The sequence below is a fragment of the Promicromonospora sp. MS192 genome, from assembly GCF_049532985.1.
Taxonomy (GTDB): domain Bacteria; phylum Actinomycetota; class Actinomycetes; order Actinomycetales; family Cellulomonadaceae; genus Promicromonospora.
The window spans coordinates 1,520,412-1,546,754 of sequence record NZ_CP186693.1; the positions used below are offsets into that span (position 1 = coordinate 1,520,412).

23 protein-coding genes are annotated in these 26,343 nt (G+C 67.4%); 14 read left to right on the forward strand and 9 right to left on the reverse strand.

Translation table 11 applies throughout. The features are described from left to right. Positions 1-25: 25 nt before the first annotated feature. Both ACO229_RS06835 and fxlM (ACO229_RS06840) read right to left on the reverse strand, forming a co-directional pair. The gene (locus ACO229_RS06835) at positions 26-178 is read right to left on the reverse strand and encodes a hypothetical protein (RefSeq protein WP_423464269.1); all 153 of its coding nucleotides are present in this window, start codon (positions 176-178) and stop codon (positions 26-28) included. Next, entirely contained in the window at positions 175-1,419 is a 1,245-nt protein-coding gene (fxlM, locus tag ACO229_RS06840; protein ID WP_423464270.1) for a methyltransferase, FxLD system, read from the reverse strand. The genes ACO229_RS06835 and fxlM (ACO229_RS06840) overlap by 4 nt, the downstream gene beginning before the upstream one ends. A gap of 388 nt (positions 1,420-1,807) precedes the next feature. On the opposite strand from fxlM (ACO229_RS06840), the gene ACO229_RS06845 reads away from it, so the two are divergent. Continuing rightward, positions 1,808-3,103 (forward strand): hypothetical protein, encoded by a 1,296-nt coding sequence (locus ACO229_RS06845; protein ID WP_423464271.1) that lies wholly within the window; start codon positions 1,808-1,810, stop codon positions 3,101-3,103. Here the strand turns inward: ACO229_RS06845 and ACO229_RS06850 are convergent. After that, positions 3,077-3,610, reverse strand: coding sequence for an NUDIX domain-containing protein (locus tag ACO229_RS06850; protein WP_423464273.1), 534 nt, complete (start codon positions 3,608-3,610; stop codon positions 3,077-3,079). The genes ACO229_RS06845 and ACO229_RS06850 overlap by 27 nt on opposite strands. 188 nt (positions 3,611-3,798) lie before the next feature. Here ACO229_RS06850 and ACO229_RS06855 point away from each other — a divergent pair, with 188 nt between their 5' ends. The 12 genes from ACO229_RS06855 (at position 3,799) to ACO229_RS06910 (ending at position 15,118) form a co-directional block, all read left to right on the forward strand. After that, complete coding sequence (locus ACO229_RS06855) at positions 3,799-4,539, forward strand: helix-turn-helix transcriptional regulator (RefSeq protein WP_423464274.1); 741 nt, start codon at positions 3,799-3,801, stop codon at positions 4,537-4,539. 37 nt (positions 4,540-4,576) lie between these two features. After that, a complete protein-coding gene (locus ACO229_RS06860; RefSeq protein ID WP_423464275.1) occupies positions 4,577-5,347 on the forward strand; it encodes a helix-turn-helix domain-containing protein in 771 nt (256 codons plus the stop codon). Further along, positions 5,344-5,817, forward strand: a complete 474-nt coding sequence (locus ACO229_RS06865) for an NUDIX hydrolase (protein WP_423464277.1) — start codon at positions 5,344-5,346, stop codon at positions 5,815-5,817. Before ACO229_RS06860 ends, ACO229_RS06865 begins: the two co-directional genes overlap by 4 nt. A 693-nt stretch (positions 5,818-6,510) precedes the next feature. Beyond that, positions 6,511-7,344: an HAD family hydrolase gene (locus tag ACO229_RS06870; RefSeq protein ID WP_423464278.1), complete on the forward strand. Its 834-nt coding sequence runs from the start codon at positions 6,511-6,513 to the stop codon at positions 7,342-7,344. A 7-nt stretch (positions 7,345-7,351) separates the two neighbouring features. Then, a complete protein-coding gene (locus ACO229_RS06875; protein WP_423464279.1) occupies positions 7,352-8,629 on the forward strand; it encodes a cytochrome P450 in 1,278 nt (425 codons plus the stop codon). Between the two features lie 41 nt (positions 8,630-8,670). After that, positions 8,671-10,038 carry a cytochrome P450 gene (locus ACO229_RS06880; RefSeq protein WP_423464280.1) on the forward strand — a complete coding sequence of 456 codons (1,368 nt, stop codon included), beginning with the start codon at positions 8,671-8,673 and terminating at the stop codon, positions 10,036-10,038. Then, on the forward strand, positions 10,035-10,427 hold the full coding sequence (locus ACO229_RS06885; RefSeq protein WP_423464281.1) for a hypothetical protein: 393 nt from the start codon (positions 10,035-10,037) through the stop codon (positions 10,425-10,427). Before ACO229_RS06880 ends, ACO229_RS06885 begins: the two co-directional genes overlap by 4 nt. Next, a complete protein-coding gene (locus ACO229_RS06890) occupies positions 10,390-11,811 on the forward strand; it encodes a hypothetical protein (RefSeq protein ID WP_423464282.1) in 1,422 nt (473 codons plus the stop codon). The genes ACO229_RS06885 and ACO229_RS06890 overlap by 38 nt, the downstream gene beginning before the upstream one ends. Further along, a complete protein-coding gene (locus tag ACO229_RS06895) occupies positions 11,802-12,983 on the forward strand; it encodes a hypothetical protein (RefSeq protein ID WP_423464283.1) in 1,182 nt (393 codons plus the stop codon). Before ACO229_RS06890 ends, ACO229_RS06895 begins: the two co-directional genes overlap by 10 nt. Positions 12,984-13,038: 55 nt before the next feature. Continuing rightward, the gene (locus ACO229_RS06900) at positions 13,039-13,695 is read left to right on the forward strand and encodes an O-methyltransferase (protein WP_423464284.1); all 657 of its coding nucleotides are present in this window, start codon (positions 13,039-13,041) and stop codon (positions 13,693-13,695) included. After that, entirely contained in the window at positions 13,692-14,942 is a 1,251-nt protein-coding gene (gene fxlM / locus ACO229_RS06905; RefSeq protein ID WP_423464285.1) for a methyltransferase, FxLD system, read from the forward strand. The genes ACO229_RS06900 and fxlM (ACO229_RS06905) overlap by 4 nt, the downstream gene beginning before the upstream one ends. Positions 14,943-14,944: 2 nt before the next feature. Further along, a complete protein-coding gene (locus tag ACO229_RS06910) occupies positions 14,945-15,118 on the forward strand; it encodes a hypothetical protein (RefSeq protein WP_423464286.1) in 174 nt (57 codons plus the stop codon). 632 nt (positions 15,119-15,750) lie between these two features. Here ACO229_RS06910 and ACO229_RS06915 read toward each other — a convergent pair. Continuing rightward, positions 15,751-16,380: a hypothetical protein gene (locus tag ACO229_RS06915; protein ID WP_423464287.1), complete on the reverse strand. Its 630-nt coding sequence runs from the start codon at positions 16,378-16,380 to the stop codon at positions 15,751-15,753. A gap of 1,400 nt (positions 16,381-17,780) precedes the next feature. Here ACO229_RS06915 and ACO229_RS06920 point away from each other — a divergent pair. After that, positions 17,781-21,449 carry a DNA-binding protein gene (locus ACO229_RS06920; protein ID WP_423464288.1) on the forward strand — a complete coding sequence of 1,223 codons (3,669 nt, stop codon included), beginning with the start codon at positions 17,781-17,783 and terminating at the stop codon, positions 21,447-21,449. A gap of 240 nt (positions 21,450-21,689) precedes the next feature. On the opposite strand, the gene ACO229_RS06925 is transcribed toward ACO229_RS06920, so the two are convergent. The 5 genes from ACO229_RS06925 to ACO229_RS06945 form a co-directional block, all read right to left on the reverse strand. After that, positions 21,690-22,970, reverse strand: coding sequence for an SRPBCC family protein (locus ACO229_RS06925; RefSeq protein WP_423464289.1), 1,281 nt, complete (start codon positions 22,968-22,970; stop codon positions 21,690-21,692). Next, positions 22,970-23,608: a flavodoxin family protein gene (locus tag ACO229_RS06930; RefSeq protein ID WP_423464290.1), complete on the reverse strand. Its 639-nt coding sequence runs from the start codon at positions 23,606-23,608 to the stop codon at positions 22,970-22,972. The genes ACO229_RS06925 and ACO229_RS06930 overlap by 1 nt, the downstream gene beginning before the upstream one ends. Positions 23,609-23,705: 97 nt before the next feature. Continuing rightward, positions 23,706-24,353: an NAD(P)H-binding protein gene (locus ACO229_RS06935; protein WP_423464291.1), complete on the reverse strand. Its 648-nt coding sequence runs from the start codon at positions 24,351-24,353 to the stop codon at positions 23,706-23,708. Positions 24,354-24,414: 61 nt separating this feature from the next. After that, complete coding sequence (locus ACO229_RS06940; RefSeq protein ID WP_423464292.1) at positions 24,415-25,365, reverse strand: hypothetical protein; 951 nt, start codon at positions 25,363-25,365, stop codon at positions 24,415-24,417. 114 nt (positions 25,366-25,479) lie between these two features. Continuing rightward, entirely contained in the window at positions 25,480-26,298 is an 819-nt protein-coding gene (locus tag ACO229_RS06945; RefSeq protein WP_171105133.1) for an alpha/beta fold hydrolase, read from the reverse strand. Positions 26,299-26,343 lie beyond the last annotated feature (45 nt).

Consider the following 26,343-nt stretch of genomic DNA (forward strand, 5'->3'; position numbering starts at 1 on the left):
CCGATCAGCGGGTGTCACCCAGGTGTCACTGGTTCCCGCGGTTGGAGTTGACGTTCTTCCCGCCGGTGCAGGCATCCGAACCGGTGTTGCCCGAGCCGCAGTCGTCGTCGGTGTTGGTGGCGTAGGCGCTGGTGCCGGGCCCGGCGTCGACCAGGCGAAGGTTCAGGACAAGGTTCATTGGGAGGCTCCGTTCTGTCGGTTGGTGAAGGAAAGGACGAGACGGCTGTGCCGCTTGTCCAGGACCGCCCCGTCCGGCAGGGCGGCGTCCGGGGTCGCTGTGGGCAGGACAACCAGCTCCGGGGCAGGACAACCCGCCTCGACCCAGGCACGCATCAGAACGACCATGTGCTCGGCTGCGGCTGCAGCATCGGGGCCGTGCGCGTAGGACCCGAGGTCGAACTGCTTGCCGGTCCAACGAAGCTCGGACCGATAGGCGAAGGTGCGGCCGTCCAGGGTGGCCGGGGAACCGTGTTGCCACCCCGGCGTGACGACGCCAGCGGTGATGGCCGAGTCCTGTGCCGAGAGCAGCACGTTCTGCTTGCCCTGACGGATCGCCAGCCAGGTGTCCAGGTCCGACAGCGCGGTGCGGGCCGGCAGGCTCACCCCGGCCCATGCCTCCACGCGGGGCTGGTCCAGGATGCCCGCCAGCGACGCCTCCTCGACCTGCTCGCCCTCGTCCAGCCGCAGGTGAACGTCCTCGGCGAGATCGAGATAGCGCACGGCGCTGGCCCCATCGCCCTGCATGGCGACGAACCCGCACAGGCGATGGCTGACACTGGACAGCCGATCCCCGGAGCGGCGTAGCGCCCAGGAGCGGGTGGTGCCATACATCCGCAGCGGCACGACCAGCACGCCGTCGTTGGTCAGCTGGTCACGCCAGGCCGGCGGGATGTCCCACGCCCCGACCGTGACGATGATCAAGTCGTAGCGGCGGCCCTCCACGATGGGATGCTCGGCGTCCGCACACACCACCGTGACGTCGTCGTAGCCCGCCGCGCTCAGGCACGCCGAAGCCCGATCGGTGACCTCACGGTCGATGTCGACGGTCAGGACAGAGCCGGAGGGGCCCACCAGCTCACGCAGGAGCGCGGCGTTGTAGCCCCCGGACCCGATCTCCAGGACGTCGCGGCCCTCCAGCGAGCCGAGAGCGTCGGCGCTCTGGCCCAGCATCTCGGCCACCAGATAGGGCGCCGAGACCGAGCTGATGTTCTCGCCCGTCGGAAGCTGCTTGGTGATGATGGTCTTGTTCTCATACGCCCGTTCCACCGGGATCCCCGGTGTGAACAGCTCACGAGGAACCTTCCGCAGCGCCGCCTCCACCTCCGGACGCAGCGTGCGCCCCTTGCCCCGCTGATCGGCGGCCAACAGGTCGACCAACGCATCGCGAAGATCTTGGCTATCTGCGGTACTGACGCTCATCCCTGGTATCCCCTTCAAGGTGCTGAAGACCGCCGCGGACCGGCGAGCCTGTAACAATCCGGGCGACCGCCCACACGAGGCGGGCCAACGGTCGCGCTCCTTCAACGTGCGGCCTCTCCGGAGCAGGGTCGCACCGAGCCAGGGCACGCAGATCGCTCGCTTCCAGCACGCTATAGCCGATCTCGTCGCCGTGCGGAGCGCGCAACGCGCCAGACCCTGCCAGGCGAAGAGCCCCATGGACCGGGCACAGCGGCTGGCCTCGGTCTGCCGCACGGGCTACGGGCAAGCCAGAGGAAACGGTCGCGAACTGTGTCGCGTCCTCCACGGCGTCGGCCATGTGTGTCTCCCTCCGCTCCAGCAGCGCAAACGTCGGCCGTGGGGGCACCGGATGGTGCTGACGCATCCGGCAACGACCTGGACTACCGTCTCCGATGCGGAGCGTCACGGGGAGACCAATCTGGCGGCCAATCTGGAGCGCGGGACCGGCGGCGAAGCAGAACACATCGGGGGCGTAGTGCTGGAACCGAACACGCGCCTGCGCGCTGCGCGGCAGGCCAAGAACTCACCATCAGGCTCGGGTCGCCCAATGAGTCGCGCCGAGCTCGCCGAGCTCGCCAACCAGGCGATCCCCCACGAGCAGGCACCTGCGAACCTCGATACCCGCGCGATCGGCCGGTACGAGCGCGGCGAGACCCGGTGGCCGCAAGAGCCGTACCGCCATGCGCTCCGTGCCGTGCTGGGCGCGGCGACCGACGCGGACCTGGGGTTCTTTCCCACGCCACGCGGCCGAACGGTCCCTGGGCAACCGGATGACCTGATCGGCTGGATCGAGCGGGCGTCCGCGCTCAGCGCGGGCGACGTGCTGGCGCTGGCGCGCCGGACCGACCAGATCCGCCTGCAGGAGACCACCCAGTCCAGTGCCCGCACGAGCCAGCTCCTGGACCGGCACCTGGCAACGCTCGCGTCCCTACGATCCTTCAGCGTTCAGCCCCAGGTGCGCGCGGGGATCGCGAGCGTGCACAGCGACGCCGCGTCCTTGGCCGGCTGGGTGCGCCTGGACGCCGGCGACCTGGAGGGCGCGTGGCGGCTGCACGAGGTCGCCAAGGACGCCGGCCGCGAGAGCATCGTTCCTGCCGATCTCGTCCACGCCATCGCACAGCAGGCCTACGTCCTGGTCGACGCCGGACAGATCCAGGGCGCGCAGCGACTTGCTGGGCACGCGATCGAGATTGGGGCCCGGTCGGTGTCCCCGATGGTGAGGGCATGGCTCCATGCCGTACTTGGGGAGATCGGTGCCATCGCGGGGAACCAGACCACCAGCCTGAACCAGTTCGACCAGGCGGCGAGGCTACTTCCGGCAGACGGGTACGACCCGGACGCGCCGTACCTCGTGCTCGACGAGCCGGGCTTGGCCCGGTGGCGCGGTGCCGCCCTGGCGCGGCTCGGCGACGAGGACGCCATCGCCAACCTGCAGTACGCACTCGAACGCCTCGGGGACGGGCACCTGCGAGCGGCCGCGCAGGCGAACGTCGACCTGTCCCACTCGCTGCTGGCAGCCGGCCACCCCGACCAGGCTGTCACCGTCCTGCGCGTCGGTCGCGACCTGGCCACCCGTGCCGGCTCGGTGCGGCAGCTTCGCCGGGTGGCTGCCTTGGAGCTACGCCTCGGCGTGCCCAGCCCATAGGGTCAGAAGCCCGATGATCGTCGCCGCGCCCAGAACTTGCCCGGTACCGACAAACTCGCGTGCCCGATCCAGCGGCACCCACTCGACCACCGCCGCCTCCTCCAGGTCCGTCGGGTCACCGACGCGGTCCGCGCCCCTGAATAGGAACACCTCGTGCGGGGTGTCGACCATTCCGGGCATCGGCTGGAACGCCGCCAGCGTCAGGCCGGGGCCAGTCGGGCGCCAGCCGGTCTCCTCCAGGGCCTCCCGGGCAGCGGCCTCTTCCGGCTGCTCGTTGGGTCCGACGATCCCGCCGGGTGCCTCCCAACCGACCTGATCGGTGGCGAACCGGTGCCGACGCATCAGGAGCACCCGGTCCGCGTTGTCCAGCACGATTGCCACCGATACGGTCTGCAACCGAACCACGTGGTGCCAGAACCTGCGACCATTCGGCGGCTCGATCTCCATCTGAACGAGCCGCACCCACGGGTTGTCGTACAACGTTCGTTCGCTGTAGACGCTCGTCATCGGTACGCCGGGATCTCCTGTCACGAGCCTACTGTTGCACTTGGATCGAACCAGGCAGCAGGACGCGCTTGCGACGACGACTCACACGAGGCGTGTGGCTAGCGATGACCGTGTGGTCTCGAGTGTGCAACTTCGCGGGTGAACCAGCTCGGACGGCTGACGGGCCATGGTGAAGGACGGGGCAGGGCATGAACAATGCGTTGAGCCAGGCGATGGAGCAGCGGGGTATGAGGGCTGGAGACCTGGCTGCTGTTGTCGGCGTCGATCACAAGACGGTCCAGCGGTGGCTTCACGAGGGTCGTGTACCGCACCGCCGCACCGCCCTCGACGTCGAACGAGCACTTGGTGTCCCTGTAGGGGATATCTGGCCTGCTGCGGCCGAGAAGGCCAGTCGTGTGCCCGACGAAGTTGTCGCCCTGTACCCGCACCGAGCCGCAGTACCGAAGTCGCTCTGGTCGGACCTTCTGCGATCGGCGCAGACCCAAATCGGCTTGCTTGCGTACTCGAGCCAGTTCCTCCCAGAGGACAACCCAGGAGCAGTCGCGCTGCTGAAGCGAAAGGCCCAGGCCGGCGTTCGCGTGCGGATCGTGCTCGGCGACCCTGACAGTCCTGAAGCCGCCCTACGCGGCGAAGAGGAAGGGCTGGGCGATGCCCTGGCCGCACGGATCCGCATGGCGATGGCGTACTACCGTCCCCTGCTGGGCTCTCCAGGTGTCGAGTTCCGCCAGCACCGCACGACCTTGTACAACTCGATCTTCCGGTTCGACGACGAGATGCTCGTCAACCAACACGTTTACGGCACCTACGGCTACCTCGCGCCGACAGCCCACCTGCGACGCGATCCAGGCCACGACATGTTCGACATGTACGCGGCCAGCTTCGAACGCGTCTGGGAAACGTCGCGTCCCCTCGGCCACGGTGTGTCCTGAAGTTCGGACACTTCTAGTGTCCGGTACCGTCCAGTCAGTGCCCAAGCTGACGAACCGCGTCAACGACTACCTGGTGAAACTGTTGGCGGCTCGACACCTGACCGCCGCCGACCTCGCACAGCATGTTGATGTCGACCCCAAAACCGTCGACCGCTGGTTACGCGAGGGCCGACGGCCGCACCCTCGAACGGCAGCCCAGGTCGCCGCAGCCCTTGGTGTCACCGCAGACGAGATCTGGCCTCCCACAAGTGACAGCACCACCATCCACCCCGAGGTCGTCGCGTTGTACCCCCACCGCGGGGCCTCACCAACTGACCTCTGGCTCCGCCTCCTGAACGGAGCGACCTCCGAGATCGCGCTCCTGGGACACGCCATGCTGTTCATTCCAGAGCAAAACCCGTCATCAATCGAGATCATGCGCCGCAAGGCACAGGATGGCGTCCGCGTCCGAATCCTTCTCGGAGACCCCAACAGCCCGGAGGCAGCGCTGAGGGGCGAAGAAGAAGGAGTCCACGAGGCCGTTCCGGCTCGTATTCGAGCGGCGCTCGCGTACTACGGGCCGCTCCTGGACGAGCAGAACGTCGAGTTCCGCCTCCACCGCACCACCCTGTACAACTCAATCTTCATCTACGACGGAGACATGCTCGTGACCCCACACGTCTTCGGGGTCGCCGGCTACCTGGCCCCGATGCTTCACTTGCAGCGGGATCCAGAACGCGACATGTTCGACATGTATCTCGACAGTCTTGAGCGGGTGTGGACGCTCGGGAGACCCCTGACGAACCCCGCGGAAGGGGAAGGGCCATGACACGCATCGACTATGTCAACGATCCGAACGCTCCCAAGCCGAACGCAATCGTCCCCGCCGTGAGCGTGATCATCCGTGACGACGCCGAACGGCTCCTCCTGATCCACCGCACGGACAACGACCTCTGGTCCATCCCTGGCGGCGCCATGGAACCAGGCGAGTCAGTACGTCAGGCCGCGGTCCGCGAGACCAACGAGGAAACGGGCTATGACGTCGAGATCACGGGACAGGTCGGCATCTACACCGACCCGAACCACATCGTGGCCTACTCCGATGGAGAGGTCCGTTCGCAGTTCTCGATCTGCCTGACCGGAGTCGTCACAGGCGGCCAGGCGCGCACATCGTCAGAGTCGTCCGAAGTGGTCTGGCAGCCACTCGACCAACTGGAAGCCTTGAACATCCACCAGGCGATCATGCTCAGAATTACCCATGCGCTCGACACCTCCCGAACACAGCCCTGGCTGAGTTGATACGACCCACGGGGCCGGCACAACTCCCGCAACCCCGGGACATTCAAAGTGTCCGCAAAATGGGACGCAAAATGCGGTGATGGCGTCCGTCATCCCACTGGTCTCCTAGGACCGCGCGAGAGAACCTCGCGCCTTCAGGGCCCAGGGGAGATGGCATGCGACGCGTCGGCCACCGCTTTCTCAGCTACCACGCGCCCGCCTGGGCCCCGGGGCAGTTTCGTTGCTGCCGCGCCTCTGGCGGCGTTCTCCAGGCCAACGCATGTGCTCTCGCCATCGAGGGCATTGCGAGGCTGACCGAGGCACCGCGGCAGTGCGGCTGCGATCGAGACGCCCGTCCGCAAGCAGACCTTTGCGCTCGCCAAGGCCGTCGTCAACTACGAGGCCGAGCAGCCTGGATTCGAGGTTCGGTCACGCGCTCCGCTGCCCAGGCCGTAGCGATGCTGGGCCCAGTCCGGCACTGGTCACGTTGTGCCGTACCGCAGGCTTCCGACACCGGGTAGTCGGCCTCGTGCGGCGGCGCAGGCGAACCAACTTCTACCTGGGCGGCCGCAGCAGGCCTGGATGAACGCCGTTGGCATGGCATCTGTCGCGCGACAGCCGGCACGCCTGCGCAATGTCGATCACAGCGGCCGTGGATTCCTTGTCAGCGCCACGTGGGCGCGTGCGTAGGTACTTCTTACCCCTGGACGTGACATGACGACGACGTATGACATCAGCCGGCAGCGCGGGGCTCGCCTGGTGGCGCTAGACATCGACGGGACCCTCGCCATCCCAGGCACGACCACCATCTCGAAGGCCGTCCGCGAAGCGGTCACGAACGCGCTGGAGGCCGAACACCACATCGTGCTGTCCTCAGGACGTTCCCTCGTCGGGGTGCTGCCCGTTGCGCGCGAGCTTGGGCTCGCCGAGGGCTGGGCTGTCGCGTCGAACGGGGCAGTCACGGTGCGTCTGGACCCTGCGGCCCGCGGGGGCTACCGCCTACACGACGTCCGAGCCTTCGACCCGGCCCCGGTAGTCCGACACGCACGCAGCACTTTCCCGGGTGTGCGCGTCGCCGCCGAGGTGATCGGTAAGGGCTACCGCGTGACCCATCTGTTCGCAGCCCATGAGCTGTCGGGTGAGCAGATGGTCGTCGATCTCGCGACGGCCATCGGCCGGAACACCACTCGCCTGGTCCTGCGTGTCCCAGGGATCGCTCATCTGACCGGTGAGCTGAGCGCGACCGGCGTGACTGTGATCCGCGACGGCAACGACTGGCTCGACATCACCGCACCCCGACTGTCCAAGGACACTGCCCTGGAGACCGTGCGTGACGAGCTCGCTGTGGATCGCCGCAGCACGGTCGCGGTGGGGGATGGTCTCAACGACGTGGAGATGTTGCGCTGGGCTCAGCGTGGTGTCGCGATGGGCCACGCTCCCGAGGTGGTGCAGGACGCGGCCGACGAGGTCACCGGAACGCTCCACGAGGATGGTGCTGCCACGGTGCTCAACTCCCTGCTTCTCGAGCCGATCGCGGCGGGGCGGTGAGTAGACGGTGGAGACCTTCCCCCACACAGAGCAGCCACTGCTCGAGCTGTCCCAGGTGACTGCGCTGACCGATCTGAGCGCGACCACTGCAGGTGCCGATCCGTCGCGGGTGTACGAGGACCTGCGCAAGCGGTGGGGCAATGTCGCGCCGGTGCAGATGGAGCCCGGGGTGCCGGCCTGGCTGGTTCTCGGGTACCGGGAGTTTCTCGCCGTGGCGCGTCCGGATGGAACGCTCTTCTCTCGTGACACTCGGCACTGGCGGCTGCACCGCGAAGGCCAACTCCCTGAGAAGGCGGCGATCTGGGCCTACACACCGCCGATCGCGGCCAAGCCATGGAGCTCGTTCCACCACGACGGCGACACACGTGCCCGGCTGCGCCGCCCCCTGGATGACGCCCTGGAGGCACTGCCCGACAAGGCCGTCAAGGACCGCACCGAGCAGGTGTGCGGGCTGCTCCTGGACCGGCTGGATGGCGAGGAGGGGACCGTAGATCTGGTCCGGGAGTACGCGGCCGTGGTGGGATTTGGCGCGATGGCTGCCCTGTTCGGGTTCGACCCAGACACGGCCGAGCAGATGCGCCAGGACTCGGCCGTGATCATGCAGGAGTACGGCCCCCAAACGGCCGAGGCGCGCACACGGATGGGCCAGGCGCTGATGGGCCACGTCGCCTCCCGGCAGGCCGAGGCTGCCGTCGACCTGACCAGCGAGTTCGTCCGCCACCCGAGCTTCCTCAATGGCCGCGAGATCGCCGACTCGATGACCGTCCCGCTGATCGCGGCCGCGGAGTTCCTGACGGCGTGGATCGCGCTGACCCTGCGCCTCGTGCTGGCTGACCAGCGGTTCTCCGCTCGGTGGCGGGGCGGACGCCTCGACCTGGACCAGGCGCTGGACGAGGTGTTGTGGCGGGACACCCCGGTCCCGAACAGCTGCTTGCCGAGGTTTGCGACCCAGGACACGGTGCTCGGTGGCATGCAGATCCGTAAGGGCGACGCCCTGGTCCTGGCAATGGCCGGTGCGAACCACGATCCGCAGTTCTTCGCCGGCGACCTGGAGGTCGGCAACAGGTCGCACCTGGCGTGGGGGACAGGGCCGCATGCCTGCCCTGCTCGGTCCCAGGCTCGGCTGATCACCCGCACTGCCGTCGAACGTATCCGCCAGGAGCTCACCCTGAGCCTGGCCGTCCCGGTCGAGCAGATCCAGTGGGCCCACACCCCGTGGGTCCGCCGCCCCCAGGCGCTGCCCGTGCACTACCGCCGTGAGGCCACCCGCGGCCACGAACTGTGACCCGTCCCTGTCCCGTACCACCCACCCCGGAGGTGCACTTGATGGAGCCCCAGCTCGACATCGACGAGGCCCTGTACCAGTTCCGCCAGGATAACGACACCCAGAAGGACATCGCTGCCCTGCGTGCGATCGGCCCCGCCCCGTGGGTTGCGCTGCCCGGCGGTATCCGAGCGCGCGCCGTCGTCCACCCGGAGCTTCTGCGGATCGTGGCCCGCCACACGCAGGTCTCCAAGGACGCGGGCGCGCACTGGCCGACCTACAAGAACCGCGAGCTGCCCAAGGACTGGCCCCTGATGCCGTGGGTCGCCGGGAAGCACGCCTTCTCCGCCGAGAACAGCCCGGCCAGCGACAACCACCGGCGCCTGCGTGAGCCGCTGGACCAGGCACTGCACCGTCGCCAGGTCGAAGCCATGCGGCCACGCATCGAGCAGATCGTCACCGCCGCCCTGGGCCGGGCGGCCGAGGCCGGCACCGACCCGGTCACCGGGCAGCCACGGGTCGTGGACCTGCGCGCGCTGGTCACGCTCGCCGTGCCGATCCAGGTCATCTCCGATCTGCTCGGTATCCCCGAGCACCTCGGACCCGCGTTCCAGCAGTGCGCGGACAACCTCTTCGACAGCAGCATCAGCAGGAACGACATGCTTGCCAACCAGGCCGTGCTGCAGCAGACCCTTGAAGAGCTCATCGCCTACCGAGCCAAGCACCCGGGCGAGGACCTGACCAGCACCCTGCTGAGCAAGCAGTACCGCCGCACGCTGAGCCTGGAGGAGCGGATGGCCACAGTCCGGCTGATCATCGTGGCCGCGATCGAGACCGTCGGGAACCTGATGGGCTCAGCGATCCTCAACCTGCTCACCCACCCCGAAGCCCTGACTGCTGTGCGGTCCGGACAGGCGGCGTGGGACGACGTGATCGACGAGACCCTGCGACACGACGGTCCAGCCGGCGCCGTGCCGCTCCGGTTCGCCACCCGGGACATCGCCGCCACCGTCGACACCGACAACGGCCCCATCACCGTCGAGTTTCAGCAGGGCGTGCCGATCCTCCCCGTCTGGGCCGCCGCTGGCCGCCACCCCGACAACACCACCCCTGACCCAGACGCCTTCGACGTCCTGCGGACGAAGAAGAAGCACCTGGCATTCGGGCACGGCCCTCACTACTGCGCCGGCGCAGACCTTGCCGTCGCCCAGACCGCCATCCTCCTGCCAGCGCTGTTCGACCGGTTCCCCGGCATGACGCTCGCCGTCGACCGCAACACGATCGGCCGGACCAGGGGCTTCATCGGCGACGGCCCGCACACCGTGCCCGTCCTGCTCGGACCGGTGAACCCTGGCCAGATCACCCACGGCGGTTCCGCGCGACGCAAGCCCGGTCGCGCTTCTGGCTCCTTGACAGGCGCGCCGTCGTGATGACTTCCGCGACGAGGCTGGGCGAGCTCGGCGCGCAGATCCGCGCCGTGCTCGCCCACCTGCCGGCGGACGCGGACGTCACGGTCCGTGTCCGCTACGGCGCCGGTCCTGACCTGGCGGCGGCCTCAGTGTGGGTGGCCTCGGGTGGGGACCTCGTCCGGATGGGCGACCTGCCGGCAGCGGTGGGACTGCGCATGGGCCTGGTCGAGCAGGCGCTCAGTCAGGTCGGCGTGTCCTACCCGCGAACCGACCTCGGCCTACGTGCCAGGTGGCGGCGGATCACGGGGCCGGATGAGGCCATGCCCGGGTACGAGCTGACCGTCGCACCGGGCGCCCCAGCTGGAGCGGCCGATGCCGCGCCAGCTGAGTCCCGGTCGCTGCGGGCGTAGGACCCAGACGACGAACTACTTGGAATCGAACGTGAGACAGCACCGCACTCCTGTGCTCGGCCGGCGCAAGGTCCGGCGACCCAGCACCGCACTCATCGCCCCGAACGCCAGCCCACCGACCCCACCCGGCGGCGTTCCGTCGAGCCCCACAGAAGAGGTCGGATCAGCGCTCCTGGCGGTCGAGCTCGCCCTGACCGGCGACGGCCCGTGGTCCCGCGCGTTGGCCACGGCGAAGGCCGCGCGTACCGGCCCGGACACCGGGGCAGGTTCGAGCTTGTTCCGTGGCGTGCCCGCTGCCGCCTTCGTGCTGGACGCGGCAGCCGCGGACGGCTTCCTCCAAGTCCCGGACGTCGCTGCTGTGGGTGAGGCTCGCCGCGCGCAGATCGCCCTGGATGCCGAGCTGGTCGCGATCGTCGAGCAGCGGTTGGCCGCGGCGGCTGCACGTGCCGCGGCTGGGCAGCCGCCGACGTCGACCGAGATTGGGCTGACCGACGGGATCCTCGGGCTTGGTGTCGTCCTGCTGCGGCGTGCCCCCGGTAGCCCGCTGATGGAGCGGGTCATCGACTACGTTGCCAGCCTGACCAGGCCTGTGCTGGTCGATGGTGTGGAGGTTCCGGGGTGGTACGTCCGGCATGACCCCGCGCCCGGTGAGCCGACCCCGGGCGGGCACCTGAGCTTCACGATGGCCGACGGCGCAGCTGGTCTGCTCGCGTTCCTGTCGACCTGCGTGCGCGCCGGTTACTCCCGGGAGAGCCTGCGGGCCCCGATCCAGGATCTGGTCGACTGGTTCACTGCGTGGCGGCAGGAGCCGAGCCCGGAGTGGCCGGACAGCGTCTGGTGGCCTCGCTGGGTCACACCGGCCGAGGTCCAGGCCGGACGCCTGGCACCTGGTCGCGGGCCCGGGGAGGCCTTGCCGTCATGGTCGCGGATGGCGGGCATGGCCCGTGCGGTGCAGATGGGCGCGCGCGTCCTGGCCGAAGGCCCTCACCCGCGTGTCGACGAGGCGCGCAAGGCGGTGAAGAGGGCTGAGGAGGCGATGCTGGCCTGCCTGACCGACCGGCAGATGCGCCGACTGACCGGTCCCGGCCTGTGGGACGGGCTGGCCGGGCTCTTTCAGACCGGTCACCGTGCCGGGGCCGACGCGAAGGGGCCGATGGAGATCCGCCTCAAGCACCGCATGTCCGCCGTCGGGGACGCCCTACGGTCCCAGGCCGCGGCGCTACCGACCGATGCGCCAGGCGATCTGTGGTCGGGGGAGGCCGGGGTGCGGCTCGCCGCACAGACGCTGCGCCGCGGGACCGCACCAACCTCGCGCTGGGACGCCTGCCTGCTGATCACCGGCAACCTCCGCCCGGTCGACCCGAGGAACACACCATGGTCCTGACCCCACCAGCAGCCACACGAGCCGCCACGAAGGATCTGGCCCCGGCGGTCATCACAGGTCTGGCCGGGTCGTTCCCGCTGATCGCCCGCCCGGCAGAGCCCTACGGCCCCTTGGAAGACCGCGTGGCGGCCCTGGTCGACAGCCTCCCGGCGTCGTCCGAGCACGCCCCGGCCACCGTGGCGATGCTCGCCACCAAGACGCTCAACCAGGCCGCGCTACTGGCCTCGGAGTGCCAGCGGCACAAGGAAGCCAACACGATCCTGCGCCACCACCTCTCGGCATACACCACGCAGGACTCGCTGAGCGTCCCAGCGGCGGTGGGCATGTTGGAGCCCGTGACCGACCTGGCGCGACTGCACGCCCTGGTCGGGCAGACCGATCGCGCAGTGGTCTGGTTGACGCGCACGATGCACGCGCTCCGCACCAGTACACGGGTCTCGGTCGACCGGTACGAGCTACCCCTGGACCGTGTCGAGGTGCACGGAGAAGAGCCGGACGGGCCGCGGATGCTCGGGTGGGCCGGGGAGCGGCTCCTGGCCGACACCGTCAAGATCCTGACCCGGGCGGGCCGGTGGTCCGACGCGGTGGACCTGATCAGCCGCAACGGTGGACCGGGCGCCCGGCTGACCGAGACCCGCCAGGCCATGATCACCACGCACCTGGTCGCCGGCGAGCCGGTGACCGCGCGCCACTACCTCGCCGGGGCACAGCCCACCCAGGCGTGGGAGGACGAGATCGCTTCCTGCCTCACGGTGCTGGCCGCAGAACCCGGTGACCGCGCCCAGGCCGTCGAGGCGATGCTCGCCACCTTCCAGCGCAGCACCCCCGCACCAGGCATGGTGGGCTACCGGACGCGGTACGGCATCGCGGTCACCCGCCTGGCTCACGCGACCGGTCATCCGTATGCGGTCATCGCCCGCCAGGTCGCCGCCGAGGTGATCGAGGCGGGTGACGGGGGCGCTGCTCGCGACGTCCTGCGTGCCGTCGGCGGGTGCCTGTCCCGCACCGACATCACCACCCTGGAGCGCAGCGTGACCCGGTCCGGTCTGCACGCCGGAGCCCTGGCGGGACACCACCTGTCCCGCCTGCGCGTGGCCACCCAGCACGCCCTGCAGCTGCTGCGCGCCGCCCTGGACCATGAGCACGCCGACCGTACGACCACGGGCTCATGACCACCGCCACCACCACCGTCGCGACCGGTGGCGCCGTCCTGACCGGAGCACGCTCATGAACCACGCCCCACCGGTCCGTCCACCGCTTCTGGACGTTGTGCAGGAGTCGGCCGACAGGCTCGGGTTCCCGCTCACGGTCGACGACCGCACCGGCCCCCTGCTGACCGCGCTGGCCCGATACCGGCCGGGCGGGCGGCTCCTGGAGATCGGGACCGGGCTCGGCGCGGGCATCGCGTGGATGCTGCCGGCCCTCAGCCCGGGTGCACGGTTGACGACGATCGAGATCAACCCCCTGCGCCACGCCGCCGCCGCGGTGACCTTCGCCCACGACCGGAGGGTCGAGTCCGTGTGTGCAGACGCCGACAAGTGGCTCGACACCTACACCGGTGAGCCGTTCGACCTGGCGTTCGTGAACGTGCGCCCGGAGAACTTCGACCGCCTCGACACCCTGGTCAACCTCCTGAACCCCGCAGGCCTGTACATCGCCGGCGGACTGCTCCCACCCGACAGCGACACCCGGCCCGACCTGACGCAGGTCGAGAAGCTGCGGCAGTGGTGGACCCACCCCGACCTGCTCGGCTACCCGGCCCGCTGGGCGGGCGGCCTGCAGGTGGCCGTCAAGAGACAGGCCACCCGGCCGAGATCGCGCTCGGGCCACCCGAACCAGCACCGACCCACCGCCGATATCGACGCAACAGGAGGGCAGCCATGACCGCCAGCACCCCACAGACCATCGTGAGCGGCGAACCTGCCGGGCAGCTCCGCCAGGCCATGGTCGACCAGCTCAAGGACGCCTACCCGCGGCAGATCTCAGCCGGGATCGAGCAGGCGCTGCGCGTCGTGCCCCGCCACCTGTTCTGCCCGCCGGACACCACCCTGGAAGCCGCCTACGCGAACGGTGTCGTCCTCACCCGACACGACGCCACAGGCCGCGCCACGTCCTCGGTCAGTGCCCCGTGGCTCCAGGCCCGCATGCTGCACCAGGCCGAGATCGAACCCGGGATGCGGGTCCTGGAGGTTGGGTCGGGCGGGTACAACGCCGCGTTGATCGCCGAGCTCGTCGGCCCGACCGGGTACGTCGTCACCGTGGACATCGACCCCGTCGTCATCGAAGCAACCCAGGCCGCGTTGGCCAGGACCGGGTACACCGACCGGGTCACAGCCGTCCTGGCCGACGCCACTGAACCGCTCGCGCTGGGCAGGTTCGACCGGATCGTGGTCACGGTCGGCGTGTGGGACATCGCCCCCGCATGGATCAGCGCCCTGGTCGAGGACGGGATCCTGGTCGTGCCCCTGCGGGCACGACACTCCTCGGAGTGCTGGTCGATCCCGTTCCGCCGCGAGGGCGAACTACTGGTCGGCCAGTCCGCGATGGTCTGCGGGTTCGTCGACGTCCAAGGCGCCACCGCACCCCAACCCACCACCGCACAGCTCCGCGGTGCCCACGGAGGCGTGATCACCGCGAGGTCCTGGGACCACGACACAGACCTCTCCCTCCTGCCCGACGTGCTCCCAGACCAGAGGGTCGTGGAAGCCTCCGGGGTGGTGATGCCGCCACCAGGGATGTTCGTCGGCCTACGCACCCGCCTGGCCTACGACCTACCAGGCCTGGCCGATCTGACCTACACCGACCGCGAGCTGCTGCAGGACGACACGTGGCGGTGGATGCACATCGGCCATGTCGACGGCGACTCGTTCGCAGTCCTGTGCATCCAGCCACCCGGAGCCGACGGCGGGTCAGAGCTGGGCGCGATCGGATTCGGCCCCCGCGCCGAGCGCGCGGCCCTGACCATCGTGGACCACATCGCAGACTGGGGCCGCGACGGCATGCCGCAACGCGCCGCGCATACCTACCGGCCAGCCCACGCGAAGACACCACCCCTCCGGGGCAGGGTGCTGTCTCTGCCCCTCGGCGACCTGGCAGTCACCCAGCACCACGACGGCACCGAGGACATCTGACCATGCTGGACCACGTCGAAGAGCTGCGTCTACGCGCCGTTGTCACGGACGCAGACGGAAACAGGTCCCTGCACCTGGACGGACCGCCCGACCGCGTCGTGCGGCTGACAGAGGGGGACGTGCGCCTCCTGGAGCTCGCGTTCGAGACGCACTGCCCAGCGTGTGAGGAGTACTGACCCGATACACCGTCGAGTTCGCAACACCGTCGAGTTCGCAGGTCGACGGCGGAGGATCGAAGGTGTCGGTGGCGTGTGGGAGCTGGGCCGGTCGGATGAGGTTCGTCTCGGGCGGGGGCCCGGTGCGGGTGAGTGACCAGGTGGAGGCCACCACGGGTGACGTGGAGCGCCGGGGCGGGTGGAGCAGCGGATGCGTGTTCTGGCTGGTGTCGCGCGCCGGTTGATGGTGGATGCCCGGTCGGTCGCCACGCAGGAGGAGTCCGCTGCGCTAGCACGGTTGTCCCGACGCGGGTGCAGCAGTCCCGTTCCCGTTGGTCACTTCCTATGATCGGTTGAGCACTTGCCAGCCGCTCGTTGCTGACCAACGAACGTACACCGGTGCGAACGATGTGAGTACCGCCTTCGCTGTACCGCCACAGGGGTCTCGGCAGGTTGGGGTCGCTATGCGGCCCGCGCAGCATCCGGTAGCCGCTCTCGACCGGCTCCCAGAGTCCGGCGTCGACCAGGCGGTCGATGTCCGCGGCCATGGTTGACACGTCCACGCGCAGCTGCGGCCGGCCGACCGGAGGACGGTGATCTTTCGTGATACGGCGAGCCGGCCACGAAAAGATCACCGCTCCCTGGTGCTGCTGCTACGCGGCGGCGGCCTGGTCCTGGCCGGCGTCGAGCAGCTTCGCGAGGTCGTTGCCGGCCTCCGTGAGCCACTCGTCGTAGACGGTCAGGTCCCGGCCCTTCGAGGTGTGCACCGCACCGCGGCGCACGTCGACGAACGTACTCGTCGTCTCGGGGTGGGCCCGCTGCACGATCCGCATGACGCCGAAGATCGTGTACAGGGGCAGGTCGCCCTTGTTGAACCGGACGTAGAGCACCTCGAGCTGGCCGTCCGGGTGCCGCTCGGCGCACAGCCGGGGCACGACGACGGCCAGGTCACCGACCTGGACGCGCTGGTTGGGCAGCCGCTCGTGCTGCAGCCCGTCCCACCACGGGGCGAGCCGGGCCCACCCCTCGGCGGCCAGGGTGTAGCTGGCCTTCCGGCTCGCCGGGGCGCCCTCGGCAAGTTCGACCAGCTCCTGGCCGTCACGGCTGCCACGCCGGTCACGCAGCAGCCGGTTCTGCACCGGCCCGTACGGGTCCTTCCAGAACTCGTACGGGGTCGCGAGCTGGCTGCGGATCTTCGCGACAGCCCGGTCGGCCTGCGGTGCGGACGTGGCCGCCAGGTAGTGGGTCAGCTGAGATACGTAGATCTCGGGAACATCGGTCACGAGGTTCTCCTCCTTCGGGGAGATCGGGGTGACCGTGCGTCCACGTCTGCGGTGTTCTTCACAGCATCCGTTAACCGGTCCCGTTAACAGGACCTGTTAGGACATGCGAGACTGAACGTGTTCTCACTAGGACATCGAACAGCTCGACAGCACGGTCTTCGGTTGTTGAGTTGTTGCACTCGGCCCGAGCGCGGCAACGCTCGGGCTTTGTGCTACCCGGCTGAGTGGCGACCGAAGTCACCGCCAGCCGGGGCCTTGCGGGTCACAGTATCCGAGGACACCGACAAACACATGCCTAGTGGTCTATACGATCTTCGAGGGTGTGTAGCAGGGCTCGTGCGTGACCGTCTGGTGGACGAAGTCGTCGCTCTTATCTGGGACTCCGCCTTCCAACAATCAAGATAACCCGGCCGTCCGACACCACCTCAGTCACCCCGTGTCTTCTGTGGACGGCTCACCGGGAAAGTAGGGGTGGCGGCCGCCATTTGCCCACCCCGGCCGCGCCCTGGGACGGGTGTAGAGCAGCCCGAAACCCGCTCTACGCCTTGGGTTGGGCGATGTCGACAACAGGACGCTGGCCGCCCCGGTGGACAAATCAGCAGTTGGTGACAGATTTCTCACACCAGAAACGGCGTCATAGCAGGTACAAGCTGGACGTCCATGTTGTTGACGAGGTGATCACCCCAGGCGGCGCCCCGATGATCTTCCTGAGTGGAATCAGCCTCCGTGCGGTCGGCGGCTCACCCCAGAGGGCGCCCACTTCCTTGTAGCCCGGCCGGAGAGGCCGGCGCAAGTGTGGTGACACCGAGGTAGTCCGCCAGCCGACCGGCAGCGGCTCGCACCGGGGGGCGTCGACCGCCTCGCGTCGTCTTGTGCAGTACGCCACCAGCCCCCGAACATTCTCGACGACGCCACGGCCGGTGGGTGTAGTCCATGTGCGCAGCAACGCTGACCCCATCCACTCGAGAGGGCGAGAAAGTTTGCCGATCACGTGCCCACACAGTACGCGCCCGAATAATCCAGGCGGGTGCGCTCGGCGGGCATGAACCGCACAACTGCGCGGCTGTGGCTGTTCGGCAGGCGGCCCTTCTCGGCTTGGCATGAGGGTGGAGTCGTGGAAGGAGCGCGACATCCCGCTTCTTGAAGACGAGTTGCACCGGCGCTTTGGCCGCTACCCGATGCCATCGGTGGAAGTCATGGCTGGGCTGGCACCGGCACGCGCTGAGGTGCCGCAGGTGCACCAACCGCGTCCGATCCGAAGGCGACGGCACCGACAGGTTCGGCCTTACAGGGTAGACAAGGCATCGACGCGCGATCCGTGACGACCGGACGACGGGGTGAATCGGGAATTCAGCCGCTTGACGCCGTCACATCCAGGCAGATGGACGCTCTCACAGCGTATGACGAGCGAGCATGCTGCCGAGACGAGCCGTGTCCCGCAGGGACGAGAAGCCAGCGGGGCATGGAACCTCGTCCCGCTCACACCCGGGTACCTTGAGGGCGAGCACGGTGGGTATGTCGCGGCCATTGGGGCTGCTCTCGAGGACGGGCGAATCCGCAACATCGCGCTGTCGGGCAACTATGGCGTCGGCAAGAGCAGCATCCTTCGGGAGGTCGCGCGAAGGCAGGATGATCGCGTCGTTGAACTCTCCCTGTCGACTCTTGCGCCGATCGAGGCGTCCAAGCTCGATGAGTCGGTGCCCATCCAGGCGACAACGCCGACCAACCGGATCCAACAGGAAATCGTAAAGCAACTGCTGTACCGGGAAGAGCCAGGCAAGACCCCGGCATCCAGGTTTCGACGCATCGAGCGATTCCGATGGTGGCGGGCACTCGGGACTGCGGCTCTGCTGGGGCTTGCCGTCGCCGTGGTCTCCTTGCTGACTAGTTGGACAGCACAGATCGCGTCCGTGTTCACGGCTCTGAGCGACCTCGGCGCCTGGACTCACCTGATCGTCTGGGCAGTAGCCACGCTCGTTGCGCTGACGGTCCGCAGGATGTTCTACGGGCAACTTCACATCAAGCAGTTCTCAGCAGGCTCGGCGACCGTCACGCTCGACGACAACTCAGTGTCGTACTTCGACCAATACCTCGACGAGATCGTCTATTTCTTCGACGTGTCAAAGCGCGATGTCGTCATCTTCGAGGACATCGACCGCTTCAACGACTCGCACATCTTTGAGACACTTCGCGCGCTGAACACTTTGCTCAACGCATCGCCCCAGATCGACAAACCGGTCCGCTTCATCTACGCCATCAAGGACAGCATCTTCGACCGCATCGGTCTGGAAGCAGAAGGTCGAAAAATTGAACCCGACGTGCTTCAGATGGACGATCCGGCGCAGGCGGAGACGGTACGAGCGAATCGCACGAAATTCTTTGATCTTGTCATTCCGGTGGTTCCGTTTATAACGCACCAGAGCGCTCGCAACCTAGTAGTCCAGTTGCTAGGTGATATCGAGCACGATGTCGCGCCCGAACTGCTGGACCTAGCTGCCCAGTACGTCCCGGACATGCGACTGCTCAAGAATGTCCGTAACGAGTTCGTCGTGTTCCGTGACCGAATCTTCTCGGGTGACGGTAAGCAGCTTAAGCTGAGCGACACGAACCTGTTCGCCATGATGCTCTACAAGAGCACGCATCTTACGGACTTCGAGGCGATCCGGATCGGGAAGAGCAAGCTGGACGTTCTCTACCAGCACGGCCGCGATCTGGTAGCCGAGAATATCAAGCGGATTGAGGGCGAACGTCGAGTGCTCCGTTACCGGCTAGCACGGATCAACGGGTCGGCGACGCGCAGCGAAAGTCTCGGGGAAAGACTCCTGGCCCATGTGCAGCGCACCGTGCAAGCAGCTGGCTACCAGCAGCAGGTGGCCAACTACTCTATCGCGCGTACAGCGAAGTCCCTTGCCGATCTCAAGACCCCCCAGTTTTGGGCAGAGCTTGCCTCTTCGAGTGAGAACACCGTCCTGCAGTGGCGCAACAACTACGGCCAGACCCTGTCCTTCACGCGAGAAAGTCTCGCGGCGTCGCTTGGCGATTCACTTGATGCTGAGATCTGGGACGAGGCAGATCGTGAAGCGCTGAATGAGCAGATCGATGCTAAAGCGGAGGCCATCAAGTTCTTGCGGAGCGCCGACCTCGGGGATCTCATCAAGCGTCCGGAGTTCCTCACCAATTACGAGGGAACCGCGCAGGCCCTCAACGCGATTGCGCACGCACTGTTGACACCGGGACTCGCGTACCAACTCATCCGCGCCGGACACATAGACCGCAACTTCACGCTGTACACGTCGACATTCCACGGCGATCGCGTTGGCCCAGCCGCGACGAACTTCATCATCCATCACGTTGACCGGGACCTGATGGACGAGCACTTTGAGCTTGCTCCAGAGGATGCGGACGCAGTTGTCCGGGAACGCGGCAAGAACGCGCTGAAGGAGCCGGCGCTGTACAACATCGCGATTCTTGATCGTCTCCTGGCGACCGATGGCGACGCAGCGAACATCATGATCCGCTCCATGGCCACCCTCGGGGAAGCTCAGACGCGGTTCATGCAGGCTTACCTGAACGCGGGGGAGCAGCGTGCGCGATTCGCCGAGCAGTTCACAGACGTCTTCCCGCGAGCGCTCGTCTACCTCGTGAACCAGGCCGATTTGGATGACGCCTCACGCCTGGAACTTGTGGGCGTCGCCTTGGCGCACCTCTCGGCGTCGAAGCAGCGGACGGACACTGGGGTAACTGGGTATCTCTTGGCGAACTATGCCGAACTCACAGCACTCACGTCAGACGCGACTTCACCGGCTCAGGCCGAACGAATCAGTGCCCTCTTCGCGGATGCGGAGGCCCGCCTGCCTCGTCTGGAACCGCTAGGACGGCAGGTCCGCCCGTCGTTCGTCTCGCGCAACCTGTACGAGGTCACTCGGGAGAACCTTGTGATCGCCACCGATAGCACGTCAAGCCTGGCGCTGGACGTCATTCGGTCAGCGAACGAGACGGTGTACGACCATGTGCTTGAGCACCTGAGCACGTACTTGGACGCCATAGAAGGCGCATCCGCAACGGTTGACGCAAACGAGCAGTTCATCGCGGTGATCGAAGACGTACTTGGGCAAGGAGCGCCCCGAATTGGTGATGTGATCGAAAGAGCCGCTTCGGATTGTAAGGTCGAGAATCTTGCGGAAGTGCCCGAGGCCGTTTGGCCGACGCTGGGAGAGCATCAGCGATTCCCGGCCACCCTCAACAACGTCAGCCGGTACGTCACGGTCCATGGCGCGGTTGACGCGCATCTGGCCACGACCTTGACCGCCGCTGGCGTGATCACAGAGCCTGAGGCAGCTGACGAGGAGGCCAAGACAGTCGTGGCGATAGCGATCCTGGCCGCGAGGGACCAGCTCTCGTCCGCTGCGTTGCGCACGGAGCTGGTCGCGAGCCTGAACCTGCGCGACTACCTCGGAACGGATGATGTCGCGGCCGAGTCAGGGGACTTCTTCGCGCTGCTGCTCAAGCACAACGTCATCGCGGATGACGCCGACATATACGAGCATCTGGCCGGCACCGACTGGCCGACCCGCGAGGCATTCATCTGCGAGTCGGCGAAGTTCAAGAGCTACATGACGCCCAGTCTCATTCGGCCCGACCTCGCGGTCCTCCTGGCGAGCGACAAGATCGATCCCGCAATCAAGAGCTTGATTGTCCAGCAGGCCGCGGAGTACTCGGGGGTCGCCGGGCCCCGAGGCCTGAATGAACTCGCACGATTCGCCACGGGGCACGGGCATGAGCTCCCGCGGGCCGTCGTGGAGAAGATGGCGCTCGGCGGTGTCGACGCGCGGTACATCGTGCCGCTGCTCGAACCTCACCTTGCCTCGCTTGGCCGCGATCAACTCTTCACGATCCTGCAGGCACTCAGCGGTGACTACCCCAAGCTGACCGAAGTCGGTCGAGACAAGCCGCGGATCCCGAATACTCATGCCGACCGAGCATTGCTCGAGCACCTCAAGCTGGAGGGCATCGTCGGCAAGTACGACGATCTCCAGTCTCCGATCAAGGTGAACAAGAAGTACAAGTGAAGTAGGGCAACGCTCCACCTGTGCCCCACCCTCTCGCCTGTCGAGGACTGGCGTCAGACGCGCCAGGTGGTAAACCCTGCAATTCCGGCACACTGACTGCCGCATACGGATGGCGTGCAACGTGAGGCGGTCAAAGTCACCCGGCCGCGCAGTAGTCCCGACGTAAGGGTGGCTCGTCGTGCTCTGGACCGGTATGCGGAGTGGGTCGACACCCCACCAGCCACCTACCTGCGTGATCGTCTAGACCGTTGCCTCTTTCTCTTTGCTGAACTGCGCCGCGGCTGAAGCGGTGAGGGTGTAGGGGTTCCCAAGCTCGGGGTAGCGCTCCAGCATGTGCGATACCAGGGCTTCTTCGGAGTCGGTCTGCGCAGCCGCGGTGTTGAAGTCCCGGAGATACGCGCGGGTCGCGGTGATGAGCGGTGCCGATGCGTCGGACTGAGCGGCGGGATCCCGGTGGCCGGTGACCACCCAGGACGCATTGAGCTCGTCGACGATGTCGATTGCTGCTTCCCATTCCTTCCGCTTGGTTAAGTCGGTCTGTGCCAGCCACGGATGAATGCCGTTGTAGATCACGTCGCCTCCGGCGACTGCATCCAGGTCTCGGATGTACACGACACTCGACGGATCGGTGTCGCTCTGTCCTACCGGGATCGGCACCAACGTGTGTCCTTCGAGATCGATGTGGTCCGATGTCATCGGAGTGGGGCCGACTGCGGTTTCCGGCAGCTGATCTGGGAACAGCGACCGCCAGTAGGCCAGGTAGCCGTCACTGAGCTGCTCGTCGGCGAAAGGCATGACTTCCGGAAGCGTGACGGCTGTTGCGCCGGGGAACGCGGCAAGCACAGCTGCGAGGCCGAGGAAGTGGTCGGCGTGGCCGTGCGTGACGTACACGGTTGTGAGGTTCTTACCGCTGGCTCTGATCCAGTCAACGAGTTCAGAGACCTCCTTGACTGTGATGAGGGCGTCGATGAGGACTGCATCGGTGATACCTGCGATCAGCGTCGCTGTGCTGGCCGGCCAGGTGGCTGGAGCGGGTGACTGCCATGCGGGCACTGCTGCGCTGATGGGCTTGTAGTCGCTCACGTAGACGTTCAACGACAGCGGCGAGAGGAGGTCCCCGCCAGCGTTCCGCAGGCACGCCTCGTACCAACCGGCCATCTGCGAGCGAGCCGCCTCCTCTTCACCGCCGCGAGCGGCGAACTGCGCCGACCAGGTGACCACGCTCCCGTCACCGTCGTCGTGGACCCGGAGGGTGGCGAGGTAGTCCGCCACGGGAAGGGGACCCGGGTCGGAGAAGGCGAACGTCATCGACCGTGCCGTGGACGTGATGAGCTGCTCGGTGACGGGCAGAGCACCTCCCTGGAGGTGCACCTCACGAACTCGGCCCTGCTCGAGGTTGTTCACGTGGTCCACGCCGGGCATCCAGGTCACGTCATCGAACGTGCCGATGCGCGCCCAGACGTCGGCTGCGGGCTGGTTGAATCGTGCCGCTCGCGCTACGTGAAGACGGGGCAGATCCATCAGGCACTCACCGTCTCGGTTTCGTCGGCTGTTGCCGAGGCGAGCGTCTGCCGCCCGGCGACATAGATCTGGGTCTGGCGGGCGACCTGGCGTCCCAGGTGCACGGCTGTGGCGATGTCGGAGCCGTGCATCGCCTCCGGGGCCACGTCGTTGTGTGTTTGGCCTGCCGCTCCTGACCAGAATCCGAGTCGGTTGAGGTCGTCTTCAGCGGCGTCCTGAAAGTTCCACCCCGCGGCCAGAGCGAGGTTGATCCAGATCATGTGGTGCTGCGCCGCGAACGACTGCAGGAATCCGAGTGTGTTCGACTTGTCGCCGGCCTTCGATCCTGAGTTGGTGAATCCTGCGGCGAGCTTGTCAGCCCAGGCGCTCTTGAAGAAGCGTCCGCTCGTCAGTTCGGCGAAGCGGTGGAACTCGGCCGACGCGCCGCCCATGTAGGTCGGAGCTCCGAAGATGATGGCGTCTGCTGCGTCCAGTGCCGCCCATGCTGCGTCGTCGATCGTGGTGACATCGAGAAGCGTTACCGCGCCGCCGCGGTCTTCTGCGCCTTCAGCGACAGCTTCTGCGAGGACCGCTGTGTGGCCGTATCCGGAGTGGTACGCGACCACGATCGACCCGGGTGTGAGGTTCTCGTCGGTCATGCTTGTCTCTTCTCCTGGGGTGTGATTCGCGCTCGGCAGGAGCGCGATGATCGGAGCGGTTGGGGTGTTCTAGCGACGGGCACCGTCGCGTCGTGGCTCAGAGGGCTTGCAGGGCTGCGCGGAGCGGCTGGTCACCGGAGGTGACTTCGAACTGGATGCGTCCCGGGTCTGGTCCGACTGCCAGCTCGAGCAGGATGGCGGCGACGTCGCTGCGCGCGATGCCTTGCCGGGTGACCTGGTCGGCAACCGTGAAGAGCCTGCTGCCTGGCTCGTCGGTCAGTCCGTCGGGCCGGACGATCACCCAGCCGATGTCGAGCGTGCGCACGAACGCATCCGCGTCCGACTTTGCGTGGCAGTAGACCTGGAACGAGTCCTTCGACGAGGGGTCGTAGTCGTCGACGCCGGCTCCGGAGAGGATCACCAGGCGAGGTACTCCGCTCTGCTTCGCCGCTTGCGCGAAAAGGATGGCTCCTTCCCGGTCGACAGCGTTCGTACGTTCGGGGGTGCTGCCGCCGCCGGCGCCCGCTGCGAACACGGCAGCGTCTGCGCCGTGGAGAAGTTCGGTGAGCGCATCGAGGCCGTCATGTTCCAGGTCGAACACCGCCGCCTGAGCGCCGTCGCGTGCGAGCTCGTCTCGATGGGCTGCGTTGCGGACGAGACTCGTTGGTGTGTGGCCAGCAGCGACGAGTTGTCGCGCCAAGATTCGGGCCACCTTTCCGTGACCTCCGGCGATGACTACACGCATGTCCGGTTCCTTTCTCCGAGCCGCTCAGGCACCGCCGGAGCGTCCAACGCCAATCTGCTGGTCACCGTCTTGGCCAAGGGACCAGGGTGAGCGAACGCACGGCGACGGCCCCGATGGTGAGGGTGGCGCCCAGGAGTACCAGCCACGAGGCCGCCGATCCGAAGGTCCCGCCGGTCGCCGTCGTGAGCAGACGGATCGAGTACGTCGCGCTGGCGGCGACGGTGAAGGTCGTAGCCCAGAAGCCGATCACGAACGGTGTGCGTGCGTACATCGGCAGCAGGAACAGGTGTGGCAGCAGCAGCGCGATCATGAGCGCTGCGAATACGGTGTCGGCCGTGGAGAGCTGACCGTCGGAGATTGCCCACCACGCGTTGCCTGCCACAGCCGGGGGTGCGGAGAAGATCGCGATGGTCGGGAACAGCGCGGGTGGGACCGGGGGCCCGGTGATGTAGCGCACGAGGAGCACGCTGGCGATCAACATCCAGAACATGATCCCGACCGCGAGCAGGCCGATCGCGACGTCGCGGTGCCCGATCGTCGCGAGGGACTGCGCGGTGATCAGGCTGGCCGCGACGGTGGGCAACAGGTACCCGCCATGGATCGCGGCGGGGGCGCGCGGCTGCGACAGCACGGACGAGACGAACCACGCCCCGAGCGCAGCGGACAGGGCGAGCATGACCCACACCGCGATGCCGGACGCGACGGGGTACCACTGGAACAGGTGTGCCGCAAGGAGCGAGCCGACAGCGGGGACGAGGGATGCGAACGGACCGAACACGGGGTGGCGCAGGTCGCCTGCGATGGCCCGCAGGCCACCGGGGCGGCGCAGGTAGACGACCGTGATGATTCCCCAGGCCAGCGCCGCCGCCGCCCAGAGTGTCTCGCCGACCGCCGTCGGGGCGCCGAGCAGCTGGCCGGACGTGGTCCAGGTTCCCGCGAGGCCGGCGGTGCCGAACGCGATGCCGAAGAAGTTCAAGGGAAGCCTGCGAGTGCCGGGCTCGGTCGTAGTCATCATGACCTCCGGGGGTCGGGAGCTGAGGGGTGCGCGAGTGTCGGCGGGGCTACCTGTCACAGGGCCGGGCGCGTGCCTTTTGCCGCAGCGCCGGACCCTGTGGCGGTACTGAGGTCAGAGCCGAATCCAGTCGAGGATGTCCTGGTCGAGCTGCGCCCGGAAGTCGCCGTGGATGCCGTGCGGAGCGCCCGGGTAGGTCTTCAGGGTGCCGTTCTGCACGAGGTCGATCGCGCGGCGGGCGGCCGCTTCGATCGGGACGATCTGGTCGTCCTCGCCGTGCGCGATGAGGATCGGGACGGTGAGCGACTTGAGGTCGTCTGTCTGGTCGGTCTCGCTGAACGCCTTGACGCAGTCGTAGGCGGCGGACAGGTTCACCAGCTGGCCCTGACGCCAGAAGTCGAGCTTGGCACCGTAGGAGACGTCGCGGCCGTGGTTCGCACCGAAGAAGCTCTCGGCGAGGTCGAGCCAGAACTGGGATGCGTCGCTGAGCACACCCGCGCGGATGCCGTCGAACACGTCGATCGGAGTCCCGCCCGGGTTGTTCTCGTTCAGGACCATGATCGGGGGGATGGCACCGGCCGTGACGACCTTGGCCACGCGGCCGTTCGCGTAGCGCGACGCGTACCTCACGACCTCGCCACCGCCGGTGGAGTGGCCCACGACGATGGCGTCGTGCAGCTCGAGCGTGTCGACGAGGAGCGCCAGGTCCTGTGCGTACTGGTCGATGGTGTGGCCCTCGGCGGTCTTGCTCGACCGGCCGTGCCCGCGGCGGTCGTGGGCGATCGTGCGGTAGCCGTGGTCGCTGAAGAACTTCAGCTCGGGCTGCCAGGCGTCGGAGCTCAGCGGCCAGCCATGGCTGAAGACGATCGGCTGCCCCTCGCCCTGCTCGGTGTAGTAGATGTCGACGCCATCGGGGGTGGTGATGTAGGCCATGGTTGCTCCTGGGAACGAGGCGGTGCGTCAGGGATTGCCCTGACC

What these genes read in the sequence shown, in the direction of transcription:
- ACO229_RS06845 (WP_423464271.1), top strand. Translation starts at nt 1,808, where the DNA reads ATGGTGCTGACGCATCCGGCAACGACCTGGACTACCGTCTCCGATGCG.
- ACO229_RS06945 (WP_171105133.1), bottom strand. Translation starts at nt 26,298, where the DNA reads ATGGCCTACATCACCACCCCCGATGGCGTCGACATCTACTACACCGAG.
- ACO229_RS06910 (WP_423464286.1), top strand. Translation starts at nt 14,945, where the DNA reads ATGCTGGACCACGTCGAAGAGCTGCGTCTACGCGCCGTTGTCACGGAC.
- ACO229_RS06920 (WP_423464288.1), top strand. Translation starts at nt 17,781, where the DNA reads ATGACGAGCGAGCATGCTGCCGAGACGAGCCGTGTCCCGCAGGGACGA.
- ACO229_RS06855 (WP_423464274.1), top strand. Translation starts at nt 3,799, where the DNA reads ATGAACAATGCGTTGAGCCAGGCGATGGAGCAGCGGGGTATGAGGGCT.
- ACO229_RS06925 (WP_423464289.1), bottom strand. Translation starts at nt 22,970, where the DNA reads ATGGATCTGCCCCGTCTTCACGTAGCGCGAGCGGCACGATTCAACCAG.
- ACO229_RS06935 (WP_423464291.1), bottom strand. Translation starts at nt 24,353, where the DNA reads ATGCGTGTAGTCATCGCCGGAGGTCACGGAAAGGTGGCCCGAATCTTG.
- ACO229_RS06835 (WP_423464269.1), bottom strand. Translation starts at nt 178, where the DNA reads ATGAACCTTGTCCTGAACCTTCGCCTGGTCGACGCCGGGCCCGGCACC.
- ACO229_RS06930 (WP_423464290.1), bottom strand. Translation starts at nt 23,608, where the DNA reads ATGACCGACGAGAACCTCACACCCGGGTCGATCGTGGTCGCGTACCAC.
- ACO229_RS06940 (WP_423464292.1), bottom strand. Translation starts at nt 25,365, where the DNA reads ATGACTACGACCGAGCCCGGCACTCGCAGGCTTCCCTTGAACTTCTTC.
- ACO229_RS06880 (WP_423464280.1), top strand. Translation starts at nt 8,671, where the DNA reads ATGGAGCCCCAGCTCGACATCGACGAGGCCCTGTACCAGTTCCGCCAG.
- fxlM (WP_423464270.1), bottom strand. Translation starts at nt 1,419, where the DNA reads ATGAGCGTCAGTACCGCAGATAGCCAAGATCTTCGCGATGCGTTGGTC.
- ACO229_RS06850 (WP_423464273.1), bottom strand. Translation starts at nt 3,610, where the DNA reads ATGACGAGCGTCTACAGCGAACGAACGTTGTACGACAACCCGTGGGTG.
- ACO229_RS06870 (WP_423464278.1), top strand. Translation starts at nt 6,511, where the DNA reads ATGACGACGACGTATGACATCAGCCGGCAGCGCGGGGCTCGCCTGGTG.
- ACO229_RS06890 (WP_423464282.1), top strand. Translation starts at nt 10,390, where the DNA reads ATGCCGCGCCAGCTGAGTCCCGGTCGCTGCGGGCGTAGGACCCAGACG.
- fxlM (WP_423464285.1), top strand. Translation starts at nt 13,692, where the DNA reads ATGACCGCCAGCACCCCACAGACCATCGTGAGCGGCGAACCTGCCGGG.
- ACO229_RS06900 (WP_423464284.1), top strand. Translation starts at nt 13,039, where the DNA reads ATGAACCACGCCCCACCGGTCCGTCCACCGCTTCTGGACGTTGTGCAG.
- ACO229_RS06895 (WP_423464283.1), top strand. Translation starts at nt 11,802, where the DNA reads ATGGTCCTGACCCCACCAGCAGCCACACGAGCCGCCACGAAGGATCTG.
- ACO229_RS06865 (WP_423464277.1), top strand. Translation starts at nt 5,344, where the DNA reads ATGACACGCATCGACTATGTCAACGATCCGAACGCTCCCAAGCCGAAC.